Raw genomic sequence first — 25,293 nt, 5'->3', positions numbered from 1 at the left:
TGAAAACTTAAACTGTAAATGTTATGCTTAAGAAAAAGGTAGAAGAAATATTGGTTAATCAGATCGAAAAGGAAGCTTATTCGGCAAATTTATACCTGGCCATGGCTGTGTGGGCCGACACAAGCGGATATGAAGGTACTGCCAACTGGTTATATGCACAAGCCGAAGAGGAGCGCATGCACATGATGAAGTTTATAAAATATGTAAATGAGCGTGGGGGCAAGGCCATTATTCCTTCCATTGAGCAGCCACCGTCTGAGTATAAGGATATCAGGGCAGTATTTGCTCAGGTAATGGAGCACGAGCAGTATGTAACAGAGCTGATTAACGGTATTGTGGGCGTGTGTTTGGAAGAAAAAGATTTTACTACCCACAACTGGATTCAGTGGTTTGTAAATGAGCAGATTGAGGAGGAAGCTTCGGTGTCAGCCATCAATGATAAGCTAAACCTACTGGGCGATCATAACCTGTATATGTTCGATCGCGATATTATGGGCATGCGCGGACAAGTACCCGCCAGTGCTGAGTAGCATTTGAAACCAATATGGGTAAAAATATAAAAGCAGTTACTTCAATGATTTTGAGGCAACTGCTTTTTTTATTAATAAACTTCACTGTCCGTCGGCAAGGGTAATTGCATTTAAAATACAATTAGGTTATAATTGTTAATACTATCTCCAATCATACCCACTGCACTTCGTACGGGGCTCATTTATAATGAATCCTATTAGGACTATTGCATATGCAAACCACAAATGTGGTTTAATTCAAATAGCCCCGAATGTAATCCGAGGCATATTAAAACGAAATTATTTTGGAATCCTGAAGGGATTAAATCTATAGAAGTGATTGCCCTATCTTGTAGTCACCCCTCCTAAAAAATCAGGAGGGAAAGTCTTTTACTCCAGGGTGTCTCAACAGTGTTTGAAATAATAATTTCAATTTACAGTTGGCCATTTAAGCCCATTAACAATCCCCATCCCACCGCCTTTGGCGGCGGACTTCCCCTTGCTCTCAAGAGCAAAGGGAAGAAGTGTTGGGTTCATGGTTACAAATGGTAAAATAAATGAAAACATTAGCATATTTTGGGACACCCTCGTACCACATAGTGCAGAAGGAGGATGAATGCTTAAAGCATATTTCGGTACTAAAGCCTTATGGACTGCATAATTTGTTGTTCCTTCGATACTTCTTCGCCCGACAGGGTGATGGCCGTTTCAATAATGGCCAAATGCGAATAGGCTTGAGGGAAATTACCCAGCAAACGTCGCGTTTTAAAGTCTAGATCCTCGCTAAACAGTCCCAGGTGATTGGAATACGAAAGTAATTTTTCAAATTTACGAGTGGCTTCGTCTTTCAGGCCAATCTTATACAGGCTGTTGATTAACCAGAATGAGCATATCGTAAAGGCTGATTGTGGTTCGCCAAAGTCATCTTCATTCTTATAACGATACATCAGACCATCGTGTTCCAGCTCTTTTTTAATGGCCAGCACCGTTTTTTTATAGCGCTGATCGTCAGCCTTGATAAAGCCATAGGACTCCATCAATAGAACGGCGGCATCCAGGTCGTTGGAGCCGTATGACTGGGTAAAAGTGTGCTTTTCTTCCGACCAGGCATTGGCATGTATGTCAGCGGCTATGGTTTCTTTCAGCACTGTCCAGGCATTAACATAGGTATCGCGTTTCAGCAGTTTGGCAATCTTGCAGGCACGGTCGATGGCCACCCAGCACAGCACCTTGCTAAAGGTAAAATGCTTGCCTTCGCTGCGTATTTCCCAAATGCCCTTATCGGGCTGCTGCCAGTTTTCATCAACTACCTTAACAATGTTGCGCACAATGGTCCACAGGTCTTCGCTGTTGCCCAGGGTGGAACGAAAAAGCTCAAAATATTGTAGTATCACATCCATCAGGATGCCGTAGATGTCATTTTGTTTCTGGCTGTAGGCGGCATTGCCAATGCGCACGGGCTTGCTGCCTTCGTAGCCACTCAGGTGATCCAGATTTTTCTCGGTCAGCTCTTTCTCACCATGGATACCATACATAATCTGCATCTTTTCCCCTTTGTCAGGCATCAGGCTGATGATGAAGTTGAGGTAACGCTCAGCAATGCGCTGATGGCCCAGCTGTGTCATTATCTTCACCACCATGGAGGCATCGCGTATCCAGCAAAAACGATAATCCCAGTTACGCACCTCGCCAATGGTCTCGGGCAGCGAAGTGGTTAAGGCCGCCAGTATAGCCCCCGACTTCTGATAATTCAGCAGTTTAAGTGTAAGGGCGCTGCGATTGATCTCCTCCTCGTATTTTTTGAAGCTCGTGGTTTTGTCCGACCAGTTAAGCCAATATACCTTGGTGCGTTGGTGCTTCAGGTACGAGCGCTTGGTGGACTGCTGCAGCAGCTTTTGATTATAACTTAGCAGTAGGTACTCATTTTTCTCAATGCACAGGGGAAGTTTATTTTTTATGTTCCGCTTGTTCAGTGATGAATATAAGTAGATGGAGTCATATTCTCCCGTAGTGGTATGTGCCTTTAGATAGTCTTCCTCAAGCTTTACGGCCGTTTGAGGCTGTGCATAGCCCAAGCGGGGTTCGAAATCTACCACTACATTAACTTTACCCGAAATATGTTTGATGTAGCGCACAATATCGGGCGGTGTGTAATACACCCCGTATTCGTTGCGGTAGCGCGGCATAAAATCGTGCAGCTCAAACACACCCGATTGGCAAGAGTAGCGGGTAACCAGTATGTTGGTACGGGGAATGTAAAATTGCTCTGTTTCGTATTCTTCGATGGGGCGGATACTAAAAAAACCACCTTTGTCTTCATCCAGTATCTTTGCAAAAGCCGAGGCTGCGGCAAAGTGGGGTAAACACAACCATTCCACCGATCCAGTTTTTGACACCAGTGCTGCACTGCGGCAGTTTCCAATAATACCGTAATCAAGGTTTTTCATACACAATACAACTAATCTATATTCAAACAACAAACATAGCTTTATCCAATGAAATCATCGATAAAAGTGTATATTTGCTTAGCACTGCAAAAAAAAAGGTATTTTTTTAATTACGCTACTTTTTGTAGTTTTCTTTTTTAAAATCATGTAATACACAACCCTTCTTCGCGATAGGATGGTGTCAGCAAGGGCTTTTAAAGGGCCGCCGGCATTCTGCCGGACGCCTCCGGGCGAAGAGTAAAAACTTCAACTTATGTCAAAACTTCATATTGTGGCCAATCGTTTGCCATACAGTTTAGCAAAACAAGAAAAAGGATATGACCTGGTGGAGAGTGTGGGTGGCCTGGCCACAGGCCTGAAATCCATCTATACCCGCTATGGTGGTAAGTGGATTGGCTGGTCGGGCTTAAATAACGATGAATTGTCGGACAATGAAACAGCCCAGATTGATGCGCAGCTGGCTGAAAAAAACTGTGTTACAGTGCCCCTGAGCGAGCAGGAGGTGCTGGAATATTACGAGGGCTTTAGTAATAAAACCATCTGGCCCCTGTTCCATTACTTTACCCAGTATGTTGATTATTCGCCCGAAAACTGGGAGACCTATAAACGCGTTAATCAGCGCTTTGCTGATCGTGTGCTTGAAGTGGCCGAAGATGGCGATACGGTGTGGGTGCACGACTATCAGCTACTGCTGGTGCCCGGTATGATTAAATCTATCAAACCCAATGTTACGGTGGGCTTCTTTCTGCATATTCCTTTTCCATCGTACGAGGTGTTTCGCATCCTGCCCTGGCGCATGGAGCTGTTGGAAGGTATGCTGGGCGCCGACCTGCTGGGCTTCCACATCTACGATTACGAACGACACTTTTTGAGTTCAGTGCGTCGCCTTTATGGCTATGAGATTGCGTTTAATGAGATACATGCCGATGAACGTATCATCAAGGCCGATTCCTTCCCCATGGGCATCGATTACGAAAAGTTTCATAAGACTTCGGCCATGGTCAATCAGAAAACCTTTCAGGAACGCTCAGAGTTACATCAGGAGCTGGAGCGGTATTTTATGAGCTCGCCCGATCGTCGTCTTATCTTATCCATCGACCGTCTGGATTATACCAAGGGTATACCACAGCGCCTGAAAGCCTTTCGTAAGTTTCTGGAAAAATATCCTAATTTTCATGGTAAGGTAACCCTGGTGATGCTGGCCGTGCCCAGCCGTGGCCATGTGGAGGAATATATGATGCTGAAAAAAGAGGTGGACGAATTGGTGGGGAACATCAACGGCACCTACGGTAATGTAAATTACACGCCTGTTTGGTATTTCTATCGAGCCCTTCCCTTTGAAAACCTGGTGGAGCTATACAATATGTCGGATGTGGCACTGATTACGCCCCTGCGCGACGGTATGAACCTGGTAGCCAAAGAGTATGTTGCCTCGCGCGGTAATCAAACCGGTGTGATCGTATTGAGTGAGATGGCAGGCGTATCTAAAGAGATGGGTGAGGCCATTACCATCAACCCCATTAACGAGGATGAAATAGCTGATGCCCTAAACCGGGCCTTGACCATGCCGTTGGACGAGCAGCGGGAACGTATGGGGCTTTTGCAGGAGCGTATCAAGCGTTACTCGGTATTTAAATGGGCCGGCGAGTTTGTAGATGCCCTGGAAAAAGTGAAACGTATACAGAAAGAGTTTTTGGCGAAGAAAATCAATGCTAATGTATTTAACGCCCTCAATAAGAAATATCTTTCATCTAAGAAACGTGCTATCTTCCTTGATTATGATGGTACCTTAACGTCTTTTCATAAAAATCCGCAGGAAGCTACCCCTAACGCTGAATTGTATAAGCTACTGAATCGTTTGATTGCCGACGAAAAGAATACAGTGACCATCATCAGCGGACGCGACCGTGCTACCCTTGAGAAATGGTTTGCCGAGGTGCCTATTAATCTGATTTGCGAGCACGGCGTATGGTTGCGCAAGCATGGCGAAGAATGGCAGACTCTTACCACCGTTAATAATGATTGGATGCCAGTGATACGCCCTGTGCTGGAGCGTTTTGTGGATCGTACACCCGGTTCTTTTATCGAGGAAAAGAACTACTCGCTGGTGTGGCATTATCGTAAAGCAGAGCCTGAGCAGAGCGTAATACGTGCCAATGAGCTGAAGGATGAGTTGCTGCACCTGGTGGGCAACCTGAATTTGGAAATTATGGAGGGCAGTAAAGTGATTGAGGTGAAAAGTGGCGGCATCAACAAGGGAATAGCTGCCAATCAGTTCATCAATAATGGGGCGTACGACTTTTTAATGGCCATGGGCGATGACTGGACCGATGAGTATATGTTTAGGGAATTGCCGGGTGAGGCAATTACCGTTAAGGTGGGCATTCAGAATACGAGTGCCCGGTATAAACTGGAGTCGGTGAGTGCCGTGCGTAAGTTTTTGACGGAGTTGGGTGACTAACGTAGCCAAATGATAATACAAAAAACGAGCTTGCCCAATAACATTACTAGCGTTCTTAGCGTGAAACTTTATTTTGGACAAGCTCGTTTTTTATACGTTTGTGCGCTTATTCCCAGCCGCCGCCCAGCGCTTCGTACAAGCGTATATAGGCTTCCAGCAGGTCTTGCTTATTACCCGTCTGTAGCATTTGTGCATCAAAGGCCTGCCGCTGACTCTCCAGGAACTCAATATAACTGGCAATCCCCTTGTCGTAGCGATCACCCGATAGGTTAGCCGCCTCGGTAGCGGCCTCCAAATGTTCCTTAATGGCAGCTTCTTCCTCTTTCAGTGTCTTAATGCTAATCAGGGCATCTTCCACCTCGTTAAAAGCATTAATCACCGTACCCTCGTATTGATGAATAGCGGCTTGCGTGCGGGCTCGCTCTGCTTTCACACGTTTGCTGTTTTTGCCCCAGTTGAAAATGGGTCCCAGCAGGCTACCACCGATGTTCCAGGCTGGGTCGCCCGAGGTCATGGTGCTCAGGTCGTCGCTGGCTAGCCCCAGCATGCCTGTGAGGCTGATATTGGGCAGTCGCGCAGCCTGTGCCACCCCCACCATAGCATTCTGTGCTACCAGTTGTTGTTCGGCCATGAGTATATCGGGTCGCCGGTTGAGCAAGTCGGCCGGCAGACCCGGCGGTATATTGGGTACCTGGCCATAGTGGTTTATTTTATTTTCAAAACGATGCAGCTGCGGCGCTTCACCAATCAGGCGGCTCAGCAGGTTTTCCGATTGTGCGGCATTGCGCTTATAAAGGGGAATGGCAGTGGCTGCAATGGCTCTTTGTATTTGGGCATGGTTAAGGTCAATGGCCGGAATGATGCCGGCCTCAAAGCGTTGCTTTAAAAGCAGATAAGAACTGTCGCGTATGGTGTAGGTGCGCTCAGCAATGTGCGTACGCTCCCTGAATTCCATCACCTGGAAATAGGTGGCGGCCACCGTGCTAATGAGCGACAAACGCAATGCCTGAAGCCCATATTCCGATGCCAGGTACTGTGCCTTGGCGGCCTCATTCATGCGTCGCAGCTTGCCCCAAAAGTCAATCTCCCAGCTGGCCTGACCAACAATGTTAAAGGCGTTGCTGGTCTCCGGCATCTTCACGCCCTGATAGTTACCCCGTGCGGCACCACCTGAGTAGTTGAACTGGGGCCATAAGTCGGCTTTTTGAATAGCCATTTGCAGGCGCGCTGCCTCAACATTTTGGGCGGTGGCCAGCAGGTTCTTGTTATTGCGCAGGGCTTTATTTATCAAGGTATCGAGCACGGGATCGTCAAACAGATCCCACCACCTGAGGGTCGCATTATAACTGGTATCGCCATCGGCCTGCAGGAAACTCTGGGGCGCTTCTATTGCCGGGCGTGTATATTTTTTGCCCACCTTACAACTGCTCCATAGCAGTGTAAAGAGTAATATCAATAAGGTATATTTTAGTATTTTCATGCTTCTTCTTTCTTTTGATTTGCCATGGCTCTTTTCTCCTCGTATTTAGCCAGTTTGCCTATAAATACGAATAACATGGGGTACATTACAACGCCCAGCAAGGTAGCAACGGTCATGCCGCCCAGCAGCGCTACCCCCATCACTTTGCGTGCTTCGGCACCAGCCCCTGAGGCGACTACCAACGGCAATACACCCAGTATAAAAGAGAAAGCTGTCATCAGAATGGGGCGGAAACGTAGTCGAGCCGATTCAATGGCGGCATCGAACAGGCTCATGCCTTCGTCAAATTTAATCTTGGCAAATTCCACAATCAGAATGGCATTTTTGGCAGCCATGGCAATGAGCATCACCAACGATATTTGCATAAACACATTGTTTTCAAAGCTTGGGCTGAATAAGCGTGCCAGCAATACAAATAACATGGCTCCCAGCACGGCAAAGGGTGTGCCCAGCAAAATACTGAAGGGCAGCGACCAGCTCTCGTATTGTGCGGCCAGGATGAGAAATACAAAGATAAGGGCAAAGATAAACACCACATTGCCCGATCCACTGGCTTTTTTCTCCTGATATGACATATCGGCCCATTCGTATCCCATGCCCGGAGGTAGTACCTCTTGCGCCACCTCTTCCAGCGCGTTCAGTGCCTGTGCCGATGAATAACCTTCGGCGGGAGATCCGGTGAGCCCTACGGACCGGTATAAATTAAAACGGTTGGTGAAGTCGGCACCATAGCTTTGCTCCACTGTTACCAGCGAGGAGAGGGGCAGGCTCTCGCCGTCTTTGTTTTTTACAAAGAACATATCCAGTTGCTCACCATTTTGCCTGAATTCTGGTGCCGCCTGCAAATAGGCCTTGTAGAGGCGGCCAAAGCGGTTGAAATCATTGATGTAGGCACCCCCCAGAAATGCACTGATGGTAGTATACAGGTCGCTGAGCTGCACACCGGCTTTCAAGGCTTTATCGCGGTTGATATTAAGGCGCCGCTGGGGTACGTTGGCCCGATAGGTGGTGAATATATTGGCAATCTCGGGTCGTTGCTGAGCGGCTGCAATAAAAGCCTGCGCCTGCTCGGCCAGATACTGCGGTGTATTGCCCTGTTTATCCTGTAGCATAAGGGAAAAGCCCGATCCGCTTCCCAAACCGGGAATGGCCGGTGGTCCAAAGGCAAATACCTGAGCTTCTTTAATGTTCTGGTAGAATATGTAGTTGAGTTTACGGGCTACCTCATTGGCGGTCGTGTTTCTTTCGCTCCAGTTTGTAAGGGTGATAAAGACCACCCCTGCATTGGTGGCCATACTGCCTGATAGCAAGTTAAAGCCAGAGGCACCTGATACACTCTCGGCTTCTTCCACTGCGCCCACCAGTGACTGCACCTGATCCATTACTGCCCGCGTACGTTGCAGCGAGGCGGCATCGGGCAGCTGTATGTTCACAAATACATAGCCCTGGTCCTCCTCAGGAATAAAACCACCGGGTACAAAACGAGCCACAACGAGAATGAGTAATACGGTAGCACCAATAAACAGCATGCTGCGCGTTATCTTGCGCGCCACCAGGTTGGTTACTTTCATATAATTTACCGAGCTGCGGTCGAATATTTTATTGAATCCACCAAACAGACGCCCCAAAGGTCCGCCAGGCAGCTCAGGCTTGCGTAAGAGGATAGAAGCCAGTGCTGGTGACAGGGTGAGTGCGTTAATTGATGAGAAACAGACAGATACCACTACTGTGATGGCGAATTGCTGATAAAGACGACCAGTTATGCCCCCCATGGAGGCCACCGGGATAAATACGGCGATAAGCACCAAGGTAGTGGCAATAACCGGAGCGGTTACCTCCTTCATGGCAGCAATGGTGGCTTCGCGCCTGCCCATTCCTTTCTCAATATTTACCTGCACGGCTTCTACTACCACAATGGCATCATCCACCACAATACCAATAGCAAGCACCAGTCCTAATAAAGATAATGTATTGATGGTGAAGCCCAGTAGCGGAAAGATTGCAAAGGCCCCGATAAGAGATACGGGGATGGCAATGGTGGGGATGAGGGTGGCGCGCCAGTCCTGAATAAACAGGAAGACCACCAAAATTACAAGGATAAGGGCTACTATTAATGTGATGCCCACCTCCTTAAGGCCTGCTGTGATGGGGGCTGTGGCATCCAGTGCCACGTCGTAGGTAACGCCCTCGGGGAAAGACAGCGCCAACTCGTCCATGGTAGCGATAATTTCTTCGCCCATGGCCACCGCATTGGTGCCGGGCGATTGATAGATGGTAATCAGTGCACAGGGCTTTCCTTTAAAACGGGCATCGGTATTATAGTTTTCGGTTCCCAGTTCTATGGTGGCTACGTCCTTAAGTTTTACCTGACTACCGTCTTTATTGGTGCGTATGGCTACCTCACCAAACTGATCTTCAGTAACCAGGCGATCGGGCAGGGTAACGGTATAAGTTAGCTCGGTACCCGGAGGTGCCGGCTCGGCACCGAATTTACCTCCCGGAACAATGATGTTCTGTTCGCGTATGGCTGCCGTTATCTCGGGTACTGTCAGGTTGAGTTGCGACAGTCGGTCAGGCTTAATCCAGATGCGCATGGAGTAGTCGCTGGCGCCCATCACCTGTACGCGTCCCACCCCTTTTGTGCGGGCCAGAATATCCTGTATGTTAATGATGGAATAATTGCCCAGAAACTCTTGATTGTAGCGTCCATCGCTGTAAACGGCCAGGGCCATCACAATACTGCTCATACTTTTTTGGGTGGTTACCCCCAAACGCTTTACCTCTTCGGGCAGCTTGGCGGTGGCTGCCGATGCCCTGTTTTGGGCAAACACAGTATTCATATCGGGGTCGGTGCCCACCTCAAAGGAGATGTTAATGGCCATACTGCCATCGTTGGCGTTGGTCGATTTCATATAAATCATGTTCTCCACACCATTGAGCTGTTGCTCCAGAGGGGTCGCCACCGACTGTTCTACGTTGAGTGCGTTGGCGCCAGTGTAGTTCGCTCTTACCTGCACCATGGGCGGTGTAATGTCCGGGAACTGTTCCATGGGAAGCTGCAAGGCTGACAAGCCGCCTACGATAAGAATAATAATGGCAATCACCATGGCCACAATGGGCCTCTTAACAAAAAAACTTCCCATAATTAGTCTTGATTAGTGCGTACCGATTTAAACTCTTTTTCCAGGGGCACTACGGGCATGCCTGATCGCAGCTGATTGATGCCTTCCAGTACGATGCGTTCGTTGGCCTGTAAGCCTTCTTTAATAATGACCATATCCTGTAAGGTGGGACCTACCTTAACGGCCCGGTATTCTACCTTGTTGTCGCTACCCACCACAAATACGTTGTATTCACCTTGCACTTCCTGCAAACACCTCACAGGTATCAGAAGACGTTCGGCAGCATCGGCCAGGCCTATGCGCAGGCGTGCAAACTGTCCGGGTCGAATGATCTCACCCGGGTTGGCAAAAGAGGCCTGCACCAGCAGGGTACCGGTTGTGGGGTCTATATTACGGTCCACAAAATCTACCTTGCCCAGCTCGCTGTGCCGGCTGCCATCCGCAAAGAAAAGGATGACATCGGCCTTTTTATTGCGGCGTGGGTTTTTAACAGTGCGTTGTGCATTTTCGTATTGAACAATTTCCAGGTATTGCAATTCTGTAAGGTGAAACTGCACCCGGATGGTGTCGAGCCGCGATACGGTGTTAAGTACCACGGGGTTGGGTTCGCGTCCCACGTAGTCGCCCACCTTGGCTTCTGAGCGGCCAATGATGCCGTCGGTATGCGCATGTATTTTGGTGTAACTGCGTTGTATGCGTGCAAATTCCAACGAGGCATTTGCGGCCTCTAGTGAGGCTTTGGCAGCACCTAGTCCGGCTACGGCAGCATCATAGTCGCTTTGACTCACGGCATTGGTTTCGGCCAGCGGCTTGTAACGGTCGTAGTCGCTCTGAGCCTTTACGAGGTTAGTCTTAGCCTGTGCCACCATGCTTAATGCTTCGGCCACGCGTGCATCCAAGGGAGCGGGGTCAATGGAATAGAGCAATTGTCCTTTTTCTACGCGGCCGCCTTCGGTAAAATGGATGCCTTCAAGATAACCATCTACGCGGGCGCGCACTGAAATGTCAAAAAGCCCGTATGTCTGTCCCACAAAATCTTTTGTCAATTGAACGGTTTCATTTTTTGCCGTGTAAACGGGTATCTGTGGGGGAGTCATTTGCGTCGACTTGTTATTGCAGCCGGCCACAATGCTTAGCACCACAAGTACTGTAATGTAGTTTCTCATCGTATAGGTATGTTTAGTCCAAGAATTGTTTTAAAGCATTACTGTTTTGTTTGATTAAATAAATGTATGGAATTTTAAGCTTTTATAACACTATTTATCGATTTGATAAAGACCTTTTAACAACATGTGGGGGGATTTATTGTTTAAATAATAAACTATAAATGCTAATGCTAAGGGAATAAAAAAAATGCCCCGTTCATCCGGAAAGAGTGTGAGAACGGGGCAAGGGGAAAACAACCTGTCAGGAAAGTGTTACAAATATAATGAAATCAATAGGTGACTTTATGTTATCCTGAAGTGATTATGACCAAGGAGAGTATTTCTTAGACCAAAGAGTGTAAATATTCCATTAAAAACATTAATTATTATTGACACTAATCTTCCGACATGTTAATTTTTTGTAATCATCAAAGCCTTTGGCGTGGCTAAATGTATCTTTGTTAAAAATATTGAAAGTATGGCAAAGCAAGACTGGAAACCCGGAAATATGATTTATCCACTACCGGCCGTGATGGTAACAGTGGGTAATACCCCTGAGAATTATAATATTATCACCATTGCCTGGACCGGCACGATCTGTTCCGATCCGCCCTTATGTTACATTTCGGTGCGTAAGGGGAGGCACTCTTATCAAACACTTAAGGAAACCGGTGAGTTTGTGATTAACCTCACCACCAAGGATTTGTCGTATGCTACCGACTGGTGTGGTGTGCGTTCGGGGCGTCGTTATAATAAGTTTGAGGAGATGCACTTAACACCGGGTAAGGCTTCGGTGGTGAGTGCGCCCATTATTGAGGAGTCGCCCCTGAATATTGAGTGCCGCGTGACTGAGATAAAGGAGTTGGGCACCCATGATATGTTTATAGCCGAAGTGGTGAATGTGAAGGCTGATGAGCGATATATCGACGCTAATTCAGGCGCGTTTAGTCTGCAGAAGGCCAAGCCTATTTGCTACTCACACGGGCACTATTTTGAGGTGGGTAAGAAGATCGGTAAGTTTGGTTATTCGGTGGAAAAAAAGAAAAAGAAGCGTAAAACACATAAGAAGTAATAACTAATAAGATGGTGTAAGTTTCACGCTAATAATTTCGCGAAGTGCGCAAAGTTGTAAGTTCTGAAATGTAAAGCTCCATTATAATTAAGTATTTAGGGAACGGTTCTTATGTGCATCTTCCGAAACAGAACCGTTCCCTAAAACTTATTGTACGCTTTACTTTACTTATAATGTTGCGGAACAAGTCTTTATTGAAAATTGCTTTCAATCGCTTGTCGAACTCGGGGATCATATTCTACCAATCGGTGTCTTTCTTGATTTTACCGCCTGTATTTTCATTTTTCTCCAGCTTGGCGGGCTCGCCCCTGAAATAGATAACACCGCCCGATCCGGCCGTGCCACTTAGCTTTTTGTTGGCTATTACTTCCACAATACTGCCCAGGGTTGCACGGGCGTAGGTTTCATCGCAATCCAGATTAAAACCTTTGTACTTACCACCGGTGCCGATGTTCACATCCTGATAGCGAGCCTTGCCTTCCAGCTCAATATTAGAAGTGGAGCCTTTGACATCCAGATTGTTTACATCTACCGCCAGTAATACGTTTGATTCGGTACCCCCACGTATTTTTAAGGACTCGGCATGAATGGTATTTTCCCCATCGATGGTGGCACCCGAGCCGGCATCAATCTCGCGCAATCGCTTATAGGTCACATATACCTGCACGGCCATGTCTTTGTAAATCTTGGTTTTCATCTTCACGCTAAGCTCACGGTTTTTCACTTTGGTAATCACATCACTTACCTCTGCGTTTTTGATGTGTACATCTACCTCTTCTTTATCACCTTCTATAAGTGTTACGTTGATTCCTTTGGCCGCTTTTATCTTGTCAAACGAACCCACATTGCGAATTTGTGTGTGATCGGGCTCTTGTGCATACATGCCTACTGTAAGTGCGAATAACAGTACAATGGTCTTAGTTAGTTTCATAAATAATAATTTTAATGTGATACGCAATTGTAATGGTTAGGTTGGGGTAAAAAGTGTTGAAAAATCATAAAATATGGCTGTTGTAAGCAAAAACTATGCAAATAATTCACGCAGGGCGTCCTCCGATAAATCTTTAAGTGGGTTATTGGTGGTAATAAAGGTGTCTGCCAATGCCGCTTTCCGCTCCTGCAATCGTGCAATTTTTTCCTCAATGGTATCGCCCGAAATAAATTTATAAACAAATACATTTTTAGTTTGACCGATGCGATGTGCTCTGTTGATGGCCTGTGCTTCGGCAGCCGGATTCCACCAGGGGTTGAGTACAAACACATAGTCAGCTTCTACCAGGTTAAGTCCTACGCCTCCTGCCTTTAGTGAAATGAGAAAGACGCGACACTCCTCATTATCGGTGAAGCGTTTGATCTCTTTCTGCCGCTCGGTGGTGGCGCCGGTCAGTTTGGCATATTTAAGGCCTTTTTTCTTCAGATCACGCTCAATCAGCTCCAGGTCTTTTACAAAAGAGGAGAAAATCAGTACTTTATGATTTTCACTAATGGCGCTGCTTAGTTTTTCGAAAATTTGCTCGTATTTACCCGATGATCCTTCATACTTATCATCTACCAGAGCCGGGTGGTTGGCAATCTGGCGCAGGCGTGTGAGTCCTTGCAGTGCCAGTATGGCATTTTTATTGACACCCGTCTGCTCAATGGCCTTCAGCAACTCATTGCGAATACCCGACTTCTCACGCTCGTAGAACTTCTGTTGTTCTTCGGTCATGTCGCACACCAGCGTTTGCTCACTCACCGGTGGCAGTTCTTTGGCTACCATTTCCTTGGTGCGCCGCAGTATAAACGGGCTAATGAGCAGCCTCAGCTTCTGCTCCTTGGCTTCGTCCTGTTTCTTTTCGATGGGGCCTGCAAAATGATTTTTGAAAAAATTGAGTTTTCCCAGAAGACCCTTGTTGACAAAATTCATCTGTGCCCATAAATCCACCAGAGCATTTTCAATGGGCGTACCCGTCAGTACAAGCTTATGCTGTGTTTGTATTTCGCTCACCGCCTGATAAATTTTAGAGCCAGGGTTTTTAATATTCTGACTTTCATCCAGTATGGTGTAGTGAAAATTATAGTGTTTTAGGTACTCTATGTCGTTACGTGCAATGCCATAGCTGGTTAGTACAATGTGATAGTGTTTCAATATTTTACCAATATCCTTTGATTTGGCGCGGTTATTACCGGTGTACAGGTATATTTTTAGTGCGGGGGCAAAGCGGGCTATCTCATTGGCCCAGTTATGAATCAGCGAAGTGGGCATTACAATGAGACTGGCAGGCAGTGTGGTATTATTAAAGCCTTTAACTGTATCAAATAAGTTGAGTTGTTCCAGTCCGTTTTTCTGCGCTGAGGTATCGGCTTTGGTGTATTCGTTCAGGAGCAGTGCGATGGTTTGTATGGTTTTACCCAATCCCATATCATCGGCTAAGATGCCGCCAAAGGCATTGGTATTGAGGGTTCTCATCCAGGTGAAGCCCTCCAGCTGATAGGGGCGAAGGGTAGCCGCCAGACCCTCGGGTGAAGCGCTCTGTATGGTTTGTTGCTGTAAAGCAGCCACCTGAGCCTGCCAAACCGGTGATTCTTCCTGTAGCTGCTCTTCATCCAACAACTTGTAGTGTATCTTATTGATCGATAGTTTATCACCTTCTTCCTTTGCAAAATGCATTAGGTCCGTGTAGCGGGTAAACCACTCTTCGGGAATGATGAAAATTTCGCCATTGGGCAGGCGGTATTCACGCCGGCCTCGTAATATATGCTGCCGTATGCGTTGAAATGGTATCTGCTGCCCGTCAATGTTGATGACGGCCTGAATATCAAACCAGTCGTTTTCTTCGATATAGCGCATGCTCAGGCTTACCTTGCCGGCATAATAGTGCTCATCGTAGTCTTGCTGATCCAGCATGATCCCTTCCCGGTGCAGTGCCTCCGCGTGTGTATTCAGCCATTCAATAACATGTGGGAGGGTAGGAAGCTCCTTATCCACAGCCCGCGGACGATATTGTGATTCGCTGATGGCTGCTAATCCGAGTTGATTCAGTATCTGTACAATGTGCTGTTCTTTCTCTATATCTCGTTCGAAGCGGTCGAAGATATGGTGCCCCATCATCTTACGATGATTCACAAATACTTTTGACTTGGTGCCCGCCATGTATTCACGCTCATCGTATTTAAATTTTAGGGTGAGAACCGGTGCGTGTGACAGATCCGGCTGCAATATCAAAATAGGTTTGAGTGCAGCGGACTTATTATTTATAAAGAAACCCTTGACCTCGACATGGTAATCGCGCACACAATTTTCAACGAAAGAATGCATGTAGGCATCAACGCTGCGGGGCTGAATAAGCAGGTGATTAACCTTGAGGAAAGGTCTGAATTTTTTGCTATCAATGTGTTGAAAGCGAAAAAGTTGGTTGTTGATTAAAAAGGTACAGGGTGTGGCGGTTATTTCCAATACATCGCGGTTGGTCAGACCCATCTCACCTTTTTCGGTTTTTATTTTGAGGGTGTAGCGCAAACCATTGTCATCCAGGTCAAACGAAAAATGAGGTGCATCAAACAGTGTGCGTACCTTTATGCGATCCGATTCATACAAGTGGCTGTAGTTGGGATTTTTATAGAATACCGGAACGTCTGCCAGGGCAATAATGTCGAGTGCTTGTGTAATCTTACTGTCCATCAAGGGGCGTATGTGGTCATCCGCAAATTTCGACTCCAGCTTTTCAAAAAAGAGCTTCAGGTTTTTCTGCCTTGAGAAACGTTTAAAAAGGCTCTGCTCACTGATGGCTGATAATAGCTTAACGATTTCTTCCTGTGCCGGACTGAAAGAGAAGCGATCCTTTTCAATGTGATCCTCCGTGGCGGGTTCAACCAGCTGTAATATGCTATTCTCACTGGCCTCAGCAAAGAAGGGAATAAGTGTCATACCCAAATTTCGTTTTTCAGAAATGATAACGATCAACTGCTCCATAGTTTTTCTGCAATCCTTATTGTTAAAAGCTTCTTTATTTTTCAAACCAACAAATATAATGGTAATCATGTGGCCTCCGTTCGGGTCTGTCAAATTTTTTCCCTGCTTGACAATCTGTGTGTCTCCTTTTAACTTGCAAGGTTGATATGATTATTGTATAATTTTTTTTAAAAAAAAGTAAACAAAAATTCAACCTTCATGTTGTTCTTCTGTCAATCTTTCGCTTAACCATCTGATACACCCGTTAAACCGCTGTGGTTTAATTGTCTTTCCGCACTTTCCTTGTCGAAAGTGAAATGAAGATTATTAAGGATTTAAGAATCATCATCACATTTCTTTCATGTTGTGTGATGAAAAGGATTAATCACAAAAAAATCACATGATTATGCGATTACTTTACACTATTTTACAAAGAGCGCTACTCGCTGTGCTATTGGTCACCCCCATGATACAGCCTACGGTAGCCCAAACGCTGAAGGCAACAGAGGCGACTAGCTCCCTCACGTTTGACCATCTGTCGTTTATTAATGATTTGATAGATGATTTGGTTGATAACGCGCCTTACACCATTTTCCTGCCTAGCGAAGCAGCCTTTCATAATTTACCTGCTGAGCAAAAAGAGGCACTGTTTACCCATCCTTATCTTGATCTAATTGATTTAATCAAGGGACACATGGTGTCCGGTGTTTTATCATCGGAGGATTTAGTGGATGGGCAGATTTTAACGGCTTTGAATGGCAATAAACTGTTTGTTAAACAGGAGGGAGATAGCTGGTACGTCAACAACGTTATGATATCATATACCGACATTAATTTGCATCGTTCTTTAGTTCATCGGATTGAAGGTGTTCTATTCCGGCCTGAGACCGTGTTTGATATCATCGCAGGCAGCGACGATCATACAACACTGGAGGCCGCCATTGTGGCTGCTGAATTGAAGGAGACCCTGATGGGCGAAGGTCCTTTCACCGTGTTTGCACCTACCGATGAGGCTTTTGACGCACTTCCCGAGGGTACCGTAGCCGCCTTGCTTGAAGATCCTACGGGTGATCTGGCTCAGATACTGCTTTACCATGTGGTGGCCGGCAAGGCCATGAGTGGTGATCTGCATGACGGACAGATGATTGTTACCGTGAACGGTAAAGAGGTGAAGGTAACGATTGATGGCAGCACCGTCATGATCAATGATGCCATGGTTACCGTGGCCGACCTGGAAGCGGATAATGGCGTTGTTCATGTGATTGATGCCGTGTTATTGCCACCGACCATCACCGTGTTTGATATCATCGCAGGTAGCGACGATCATACAACACTGGAGGCGGCCATTGTGGCTGCTGAATTGAAGGAGACACTGATGGGCGAAGGTCCTTTCACCGTGTTTGCACCTACCGATGAGGCTTTTGACGCACTTCCCGAGGGTACCGTAGCCGCCTTGCTGGAAGATCCTACGGGTGATCTGGCTCAGATACTGCTTTACCATGTGGTGGCCGGCAAGGCCATGAGTGGCGATCTGCATGACGGACAGATGATTGTTACCGTGAATGGTAAAGAGGTGAAAGTAACGATTGACGGCAGTACCGTCATGATCAACGATGCCATGGTTACCGTGGCGGATATAGAAGCGGATAATGGTGTGGTTCATGTGATTGATGCCGTGTTAATACCACCGACCATCACCGTGTTTGATATCATCGCAGGTAGCGACGATCATACAACACTGGAGGCCGCCATTGTGGCTGCTGAGCTGAAGGAGACACTGATGGGCGAAGGTCCTTTCACCGTGTTTGCACCTACCGATGAGGCTTTTGACGCACTTCCCGAGGGTACCGTAGCCGCCTTGCTTGAAGATCCTACGGGTGATCTGGCCCAGATACTGCTTTACCATGTGGTGGCCGGCAAGGCCATGAGTGGTGATCTGCATGACGGACAGATGATTGTTGCCGTGAATGGTAAAGAAGTGAAGGTAACGATTGACGGCAGCACCGTCATGATCAACGATGCCATGGTTACCGTGGCTGACCTGGAAGCGGACAATGGTGTGGTTCATGTGATTGATGCCGTGTTATTACCACCGACCATCACCGTGTTTGATATCATCGCAGGTAGCGACGATCATACAACACTGGAGGCGGCCATTGTGGCTGCTGAATTGAAGGAAACCCTGATAGGTGAAGGTCCTTTCACTGTGTTTGCACCTACCGATGAGGCATTTGACGCACTTCCCGAGGGTACCGTAGCCGCCTTACTGGAAGATCCTACGGGTGATCTGGCTCAGATACTGCTTTACCATGTGGTGGCGGGTAAGGCCATGAGTGGCGATCTGCATGACGGACAGATGATTGTTACCGTGAATGGTAAAGAAGTGAAGGTAACGATTGACGGCAGCACCGTCATGATCAACGATGCCATGGTTACCCTGGCTGACCTGGAAGCGGATAATGGTGTGGTTCATGTGATTGATGCCGTGTTATTGCCACCGACCACAGTTACGGACTTCCTGGAGTTTCATCCTTCATTAACTACCCTTGTGAGTCTTTTGAAGCAGGCAGGATTATGGGAAACGCTTATGGGACTGGATAACTATACGCTGTTTGCACCTACCAATGAAGCTTTTGATGCCATACAGGCAGGCAGAGCTCAGCTAAAGAGTGTGGATGATGAGCTAGTGAATACTCTCTTATATCATCTTGCAGACACAAGAGCCTTAAGCGGTGATTTATTTGATGATCAGACCCTGACTACCTTGCAGGGTGGAGTGTTAACTGTTGATATCCAGGGTGATCAGGTGTTTATCAATGATGCTCTTGTTATTGGAGCCGATAATGCCTTTGACGAAGGAGTTGTACATTTGATTGATAAGGTACTTGTTCCTGAAGCTACTAATGTTAATGCCTTGGATGCAAAGGGGTTTAGTATTTATCCTAACCCGGCCTTTGATGATATTAATATTCAGCTAGGCATTGATCCGGGCGAAGTGGCTACTGTTAATATCTATGATGTGAGTGGTCAGCTTGTTAGAAAGCAAGATCTAAATGCAACAAGTACAGCGCTCAATATATCTGATTTGCCCAATGGTATTTATCTGTTTAAAGTATCCATTGGTGATGATTATAAGATCGAGAAAGTAGTGATTAAGTAAAAGCCATGTAACAATAATAAAAAAGCTATCCTTATCGGATAGCTTTTTTTATTCGCTTTAATGTCAGATAGTGATTACAAGGATTCAAGCATATCAAGCTTTCGGTTGAGCATCTTAATGTTGCGGCGACCTGTTTCAATTTTGTGTTTAAAATCACGCATCAGGGCATCCGACTTCTTCGATTTGGCAAAGAAACCAATGTTATTTTCCCAAACCGTGATGTCATTCTCCAGCTGTTTCAGCTTATTAATGATCTTATTACGCTCCTGAATGAGTTTATCGTTGGCATGTTCCGTCTTGTAACTTTCTATCTTATTCCTGAATTTTTCAAGGTTTTTCTCAAACTCATTGAGGTTCAGATTATCGAAATACTCGTTGATGTGTGCACGAAACTCCTGTGTAATACGATCTTTCTCCTTGATGGGCACATGACCAATCTCATTCCAGCGATGCTGAAAGGCTTGCAGCTGCTGGAAGTTGTCTTCCGCATTCTCACCGGGTGTAAAGGCTTTTACTTCCTCGATGAGTGCTAGTTTGTGCTTCAGGTTTTCCTCCTGTGATTCATCTTTCTTGCTGAAGAAGGCATTTTTATGGGCAAAGAAAGCATCGCAAGCCGTGCGGAAGCGTTTCCAGATAGCATCGGACTGCTTGCGCGGCACCGGGCCTATCTCTTTCCATTTTTTCTGTATGCGTATATATTCTTCCGTGGTGCGTTTCCAGTCGGTGCTGTCTTTCATACTTTCCGCCTGAATGCACAAATCGGTTTTCAGCTGCAGGTTCTCGGATTGCTCCGACTTATAGGATTTAAAAAACTGACGCTTATTATTAAAGAAAGTATCGCAGGCGGTGCGGAAGCGTTCGTAGATGCGATTGTTATCTTTCTTAGGAGCGAAGCCAATGGTTTTCCAAATGGTTTGCAGTTCAATAAGTTCCTTGCTCTTGCCCTCCCATTCCTTGGGGGAGTGCAGGCTTAATGCCGACAAAGTTTCGGCTTTCTCACACAGCTCAGTCTTGGCTTCCAGGTTTTTTTGTAGCTGATCTTTTAGCCCTTCGAAATATTCCTGATGGCGTTTGTTTATCTTGGAAGTAGCCTCCTTAAAGCGCGCCCATAATTCCTCTTTGTGCTCATGGGGAACCGGACCTATTTCGCGCCACTGTTCATGATATTTCTGAAGCGTTTTAAAGGCCTTTACAATGGTGGGCTCCAGCAGTAGCTTTTCGGCTTTCTCGCATAAGTCCGTCTTGGCTTCCATGTTCTTTTTCAGATCCAGGTCGCGCAATTCCTTATTAATCTTTATATAACTGTAAAAATTCTCAATGGTATGGTTATACGTCTCCCATAAATCGTGCACGCGGTTTTGTGGGATAGAGCCTATGCTGCGCCATTTTTCCTGCAGCGTCCTGAATAGCTGGAAGGTTTCATTGAGCGATTCCTGGCCATTGATCAGTTCCTTAATGCCTTCAATCACATCTAGTTTGGCTTGCAGGTTTTGAGCTTTTTCTTCTTCCAGGCGCTTGTTGAACTCGGCACGACGCTCTTTAAATTGCTTCAGATAAGCCTTTAGGTTTAGCTCCAGGTCAGTCACGGGCGGTGTAAAGTTTTCTTCGGGTTCACCCGTCTCCATAAACTTACGTTTCAGATCTTCCAGCTCAGCGGCGTGTTTCTTATAAAAGGCCGATTTAATGGCTTCCACTTCCTCTTTGATATTCTCAACCGGAAAATCTTTTAATACGGTTTGAAGGCGCTTCACCAGCTCTTCTTTGCTCAGCATAATATGTTCAACGGCCTCTAGCTGAGCCTCTTCTTTTATCGGCTCGTCCGCATTAGTAGCGGGGGCAGCATCGCCATCAGTCTTGGGTGCAGGTTGGTGGGCCGTATCATCGGACGTAGGAGTAGGCACCTCGTTTTCAGGTGAGTTGTTGGCAGGCGTATTTTCAGCTTGTTTGTCTGAATTCAAACCGGAACCTTGTTCGGTCGGTTTGTTTAGGTCTTGTGCTTCCATAAGCTTTGAGTTCGTTTACACTGCTAGGTTTAGTTACCTTGACAATTAAATTTTACTACGAATATATCTTAAATCGCTCAATGGGCAAATTATTTGATGCAAAAAGAAAGCGAAAGACGAAACGTTATTGACGAAAGGCTTTTTATTTATCTTTGCCCTAACGTTGGACAAGCCAGAAATGTACAAATTATCAAGATTTGAGTATCAAGATTATTGGCAGCTTGCTTATATTTTCTGTCACAAAATACACAAATCTCAATTGTTAGACACTAAATTAGAACACTATGCGCATTGATATATTAACACTTTTTCCCGAGATGTTTGAAGGCCCCCTCACGCAGTCTATTATGAAACGTGCTGTTGATAAGGGTTTGGTTGAGATGTATTTTCACGATATACGCGATTATACACTGGATAAGCACAAAAAGGTGGATGACTATGCTTTTGGTGGTGGCGCCGGCATGGTAATGACCATACAGCCCATTGCCGATTTAATGGATCAGCTCAAGGCAGAGCGCGACTATGATCATATTATCTATATGACACCCGATGGGCAACGTTTTGAGCAGAAAATTGCCAATACCCTGTCCTTGAGTGGTAATATTATGATTCTATGTGGTCATTATAAGGGTGTTGATCAGCGCATACGCGATCATTACATCACCATGGAGCTGTCGATTGGCGATTATGTACTCACGGGTGGTGAGCTGGCAGCTGCCGTGGTGTCCGATGCTATTATACGCCTGATACCGGGTGTAATGTCCGATGAAACATCGGCGCTGACCGATAGTTTTCAGGATGGTTTGTTGTCGCCGCCGGTTTATACGCGTCCGGCCGATTACAAAGGCTGGACAGTGCCCGATGTGCTACTGAGTGGCAATCAGGCTAAGATCGATGCCTGGCGGGAGCAGCAAGCTTATGAGCGCACCAAAGCCATCCGTCCCGACCTGCTGGAAGAGTAAGCTTGTCTATTTATCGGTTGCACAGACTTTTGTAGGTACAGAAACGACATTTGCTAGTATCCTCAACCGGCTGAAAAGGGATATCCGGGTTATAGAGTTCTTCCAGTAAGTCGTAGAGCCCCTCCTTAAACTCCTGTTGTACAGCTTGAAGTAAAATGGCTTCTTTGTTTTTTCCTTGTTTGCGGAAGAGTCGTGTGTCATAGGAGCGCTTAAAGACATCGCGCACCCAGATAACAGCAGGCTGGAGGGGGACATTGGCGTGCGTGGTCTCCTCCAGTATGAGGGCGTATAGCAGGGTTTGAAATGTGGCCTTTATCTTCTTGTGCTTATCGGTGTTAAACAGGTCGGCCACTGCTGTAATCGTGGCATCGCCGTTACCTGTCTTGTAATCCGTTACACTCACAATGCCATCTTTGCTTTCGAGACGATCGATGAAACCACCCATATTGAGCTGCAGACTGCCGGTGTTGATAACGTGTTTCACTTCACGCTCCAAATCAATAATGGTGAAGGGAGCACGTTGTTTCTCCAGTTTCAGGAACTGCATGAGGTAGCGACGGATTACTTCAAATACCATCACGTTTTTCCCGTGTATCTCCGTAAAGGCATTTTTACCCTTGTCATAATCACTCAGGTGCTTTTTAAAGCCTTCGCGTATCAGCCCATCAATCCTGGGCTTGTCTTTTAACCAGCTTTCAATGGTGTTGGCGTCTACCGTTTTATTGATGTGTGTCTGGTACAGCTGTTCCACCACATCATGGAAGATAAGGCCGAAGATACGGGCATCGGCCTCCTCATTGATCTCATCGGCCTCGCGTATGCCGGCTATCTTCTGGTAATAAAAGCGCATGGGGCATTCGATATACACCGACAGGGCGCTGGGCGAGAGAGAACGCTTGCCACCAGCCTTAAACTGTGTCAGTATCTCCATTACCTCGGGGGTTTTGGGAGCATGGGGCAGGGGTGGACTCAATAGTGCTACATGACCACCCGATGTTTGGGTTTTAATAGTGGCATTAAACTCATATTTAAGTTGATAGAGATAACGGCTCATCTCGTTGGATTTCATCCCCTGGGCACCGGTGGAATAGAGCAGTTCCACTTTTTTTGCACGGTGAATCAGGCGAAAGAAATAATAGGAGAAGATAGTGTCCTGAAATTCGATGGTGGGTAAACCAAACCCCGCTCTTAGGGTAGCCGGAATAAATGTGTTGGGCGCCGATGTGCGGGGAAACACCCCTTCGTTAAGGTCAAGAATAATAAGCTTGTCGAAATCCAGGGCACGCGTTTCCAGTATGCCCATTACCTGAAGACCGGCCAGCGGCTCACCTTTGAAGGGTACAGTCTGAAAATCGGCCAGTTTCTTATACAGCTTCATCCAGGTTTCTGCCGTGATGCTTTCCTGTTGGTTTTGTTCCAGCAAGTCCTGCAAGCGTACGATGCTTTTGTGCAGGGTAAATACAAATTCCTGCTCCAATAGTTTATCATCTTTAGGCTGTAGCAGTTCATAAATTTTACTGAGTATGCTGGTGAGGTAATGCGCCAGCTGGGCACCATCACTTATCCGGCTAAAAATCAGCTTAAAAAGGGGATTGATCTGTAAGTCCTTAGCCTGCACAAAAATGATATTTTCCTTCACCAGCTTTTTGTGCAAAGTACGGCAGTCTTCTTCGGCCAGCATGCTGACGTATTGGTGTTGTAAAATGGGCAGCACATGGCGATGATATAGCCACAGACCATTTTTACTGCTACGGGCGTTGCGTTGCATCTCAAACAGCAGGTTAACCAATCCGAAAACCGGTGTGTTGTTGAGCGGATAACCCATGGTTACATTCACCCGATCCACCGACTCAGGAATGCCGTGTAGTGCCGTCATCAGTAAGGTTTCATCGGCCAATACAAGAGCCGTCTTCAGGTCGCTTTCATACTCCTTGTTCAAGAAACTATGCACGGATTTAAGCTGCTCAGTAGGGTTGGCAACCGCAGTGATGGTTATGTCTGGCCCCTGCTCATGAAGAGGAAGTACAAAATTTTTAGGTGCCGGGTAACGCATTTTATTCTCATTGAGAAAAAGACCGGGACCCCGGGTCGGTAGCGAGCCGCCTTCAGCGTCTTTCTGCATCCAGGGAGAGTAATCCCAAAAGAAATCAGCCATACCGCGTTTTTGTAGGTGATCCATCAGCTTTCGCTCGGCCGGTGTAAGGGCGTTTAAGCCCACAAATACCACCTTCTTCCATTGGATATCAAGCAGTGCGTCCTGTTTAATCGATTCGGCAATACGGCGATACACCATGCCTTCGTAGGCCAGCGACTGCGCGCTCAGTGCCTTACGAAAAGCGGTATATACCTTGGGGATCAGCGTCCAGTTATCCAGGAAATGTCGCTGATGAGATGAAAGCTGCTCGGCATTAAAGGCACCCCAAAATGTTTTGATGGCTTCGCGCTGTTGTTCGTTAAGGTGGCTGTAGTCATCCTCCAGTTCTTTGTAGGAGATGATGTTGGAGAACAGATCGTCAACGCCCACCAGGTATTTATCAATATCATCAAAATCACTCAGCAGCATCTCGCCCCAGGGCAGAAATTCATCAAAGGTAGTGGGCATACTGCTCACGGCATTGTAGCTTTGGTGCAGCGCAAACAGAAGGGTAATGTTATCGGCCACAATGGCAGGCGACAGGGAGGCAAAAAAATCATTGACCGTCATGATGCGGGGTGCCCAGGTGGGGGCATCTACCAGCTGACGAAGGTGATTGGTGAAAAAGATGCCTGCGCGCTGGCTGGGAAAAACAAAGCAATAATCGGCTAAATCATTGCGGTGGTGTTGATGGTAGTATGCTGCTATGGCGTTTAAGAAACCGGCTGTCATGCGTGAAATTTTAATCACCAAAGATAGTAAATACTCCCGCTAAGAAAGAAAAATTCAGAACTTGATAAGATTTTAAGTTAAACGACCAAATATTCAGGAAAGAGAAAAAGCTGTTTTACAATAGCTGATGGGGGC

Annotated in this window: 13 protein-coding genes; 5 read left to right on the top strand and 8 right to left on the bottom strand. The window is 46.5% G+C overall.

Annotated elements, in window-relative coordinates:
* Positions 1-23 precede the first annotated feature (23 nt).
* Positions 24-530, top strand: coding sequence for a ferritin (locus ACRD7A_RS04420; protein WP_430811201.1), 507 nt, complete (start codon positions 24-26; stop codon positions 528-530).
* Positions 531-1,147: 617 nt separating this feature from the next.
* Here ACRD7A_RS04420 and ACRD7A_RS04415 read toward each other — a convergent pair.
* The gene (locus tag ACRD7A_RS04415; protein ID WP_430811200.1) at positions 1,148-2,956 is read right to left on the bottom strand and encodes a glycoside hydrolase family 15 protein; all 1,809 of its coding nucleotides are present in this window, start codon (positions 2,954-2,956) and stop codon (positions 1,148-1,150) included.
* A gap of 253 nt (positions 2,957-3,209) precedes the next feature.
* Here ACRD7A_RS04415 and ACRD7A_RS04410 point away from each other — a divergent pair, with 253 nt between their 5' ends.
* Positions 3,210-5,417, top strand: coding sequence for a bifunctional alpha,alpha-trehalose-phosphate synthase (UDP-forming)/trehalose-phosphatase (locus ACRD7A_RS04410; protein WP_430811199.1), 2,208 nt, complete (start codon positions 3,210-3,212; stop codon positions 5,415-5,417).
* 106 nt (positions 5,418-5,523) lie between these two features.
* Here the strand turns inward: ACRD7A_RS04410 and ACRD7A_RS04405 are convergent, their stop codons facing one another.
* From ACRD7A_RS04405 to ACRD7A_RS04395, 3 genes are read right to left on the bottom strand one after another with little or no spacing between them, the layout of a single operon-like run.
* Positions 5,524-6,897 carry an efflux transporter outer membrane subunit gene (locus ACRD7A_RS04405; protein ID WP_430811198.1) on the bottom strand — a complete coding sequence of 458 codons (1,374 nt, stop codon included), beginning with the start codon at positions 6,895-6,897 and terminating at the stop codon, positions 5,524-5,526.
* Positions 6,894-10,040 carry an efflux RND transporter permease subunit gene (locus ACRD7A_RS04400; RefSeq protein WP_430811197.1) on the bottom strand — a complete coding sequence of 1,049 codons (3,147 nt, stop codon included), beginning with the start codon at positions 10,038-10,040 and terminating at the stop codon, positions 6,894-6,896. Before ACRD7A_RS04400 ends, ACRD7A_RS04405 begins: the two co-directional genes overlap by 4 nt.
* A 2-nt stretch (positions 10,041-10,042) precedes the next feature.
* Positions 10,043-11,185 carry an efflux RND transporter periplasmic adaptor subunit gene (locus ACRD7A_RS04395; RefSeq protein WP_430811196.1) on the bottom strand — a complete coding sequence of 381 codons (1,143 nt, stop codon included), beginning with the start codon at positions 11,183-11,185 and terminating at the stop codon, positions 10,043-10,045.
* A 457-nt stretch (positions 11,186-11,642) separates the two neighbouring features.
* Here ACRD7A_RS04395 and ACRD7A_RS04390 point away from each other — a divergent pair, with 457 nt between their 5' ends.
* Positions 11,643-12,236: a flavin reductase family protein gene (locus ACRD7A_RS04390; RefSeq protein ID WP_430811195.1), complete on the top strand. Its 594-nt coding sequence runs from the start codon at positions 11,643-11,645 to the stop codon at positions 12,234-12,236.
* Between the two features lie 238 nt (positions 12,237-12,474).
* Here ACRD7A_RS04390 and ACRD7A_RS04385 read toward each other — a convergent pair whose 3' ends face one another.
* Positions 12,475-13,167 carry a head GIN domain-containing protein gene (locus tag ACRD7A_RS04385; RefSeq protein ID WP_430811194.1) on the bottom strand — a complete coding sequence of 231 codons (693 nt, stop codon included), beginning with the start codon at positions 13,165-13,167 and terminating at the stop codon, positions 12,475-12,477.
* 93 nt (positions 13,168-13,260) lie between these two features.
* A complete protein-coding gene (locus ACRD7A_RS04380; protein WP_430817927.1) occupies positions 13,261-16,188 on the bottom strand; it encodes a DEAD/DEAH box helicase in 2,928 nt (975 codons plus the stop codon).
* A 385-nt stretch (positions 16,189-16,573) separates the two neighbouring features.
* Here ACRD7A_RS04380 and ACRD7A_RS04375 point away from each other — a divergent pair, with 385 nt between their 5' ends.
* On the top strand, positions 16,574-19,327 hold the full coding sequence (locus ACRD7A_RS04375; RefSeq protein ID WP_430811192.1) for a fasciclin domain-containing protein: 2,754 nt from the start codon (positions 16,574-16,576) through the stop codon (positions 19,325-19,327).
* Positions 19,328-19,401: 74 nt separating this feature from the next.
* Here the strand turns inward: ACRD7A_RS04375 and ACRD7A_RS04370 are convergent, their stop codons facing one another.
* Entirely contained in the window at positions 19,402-21,330 is a 1,929-nt protein-coding gene (locus ACRD7A_RS04370; RefSeq protein WP_430811191.1) for a DUF349 domain-containing protein, read from the bottom strand.
* A 284-nt stretch (positions 21,331-21,614) separates the two neighbouring features.
* Here ACRD7A_RS04370 and trmD point away from each other — a divergent pair, with 284 nt between their 5' ends.
* Positions 21,615-22,292, top strand: coding sequence for a tRNA (guanosine(37)-N1)-methyltransferase TrmD (trmD, locus tag ACRD7A_RS04365; protein WP_430811190.1), 678 nt, complete (start codon positions 21,615-21,617; stop codon positions 22,290-22,292).
* A gap of 10 nt (positions 22,293-22,302) precedes the next feature.
* On the opposite strand, the gene ACRD7A_RS04360 is transcribed toward trmD, so the two are convergent.
* Positions 22,303-25,158, bottom strand: coding sequence for a PD-(D/E)XK nuclease family protein (locus ACRD7A_RS04360; RefSeq protein ID WP_430811189.1), 2,856 nt, complete (start codon positions 25,156-25,158; stop codon positions 22,303-22,305).
* Between the last annotated feature and the right edge of the window lie 135 nt (positions 25,159-25,293).

It is taken from the genome of Carboxylicivirga longa (assembly GCF_050589825.1).
In the GTDB taxonomy this organism is placed as follows: Bacteria; Bacteroidota; Bacteroidia; order Bacteroidales; family Marinilabiliaceae; genus Carboxylicivirga; species Carboxylicivirga longa.
Note: the sequence above shows the minus strand (reverse complement) of the source record. Positions and strands in the feature narration are given on the sequence as shown.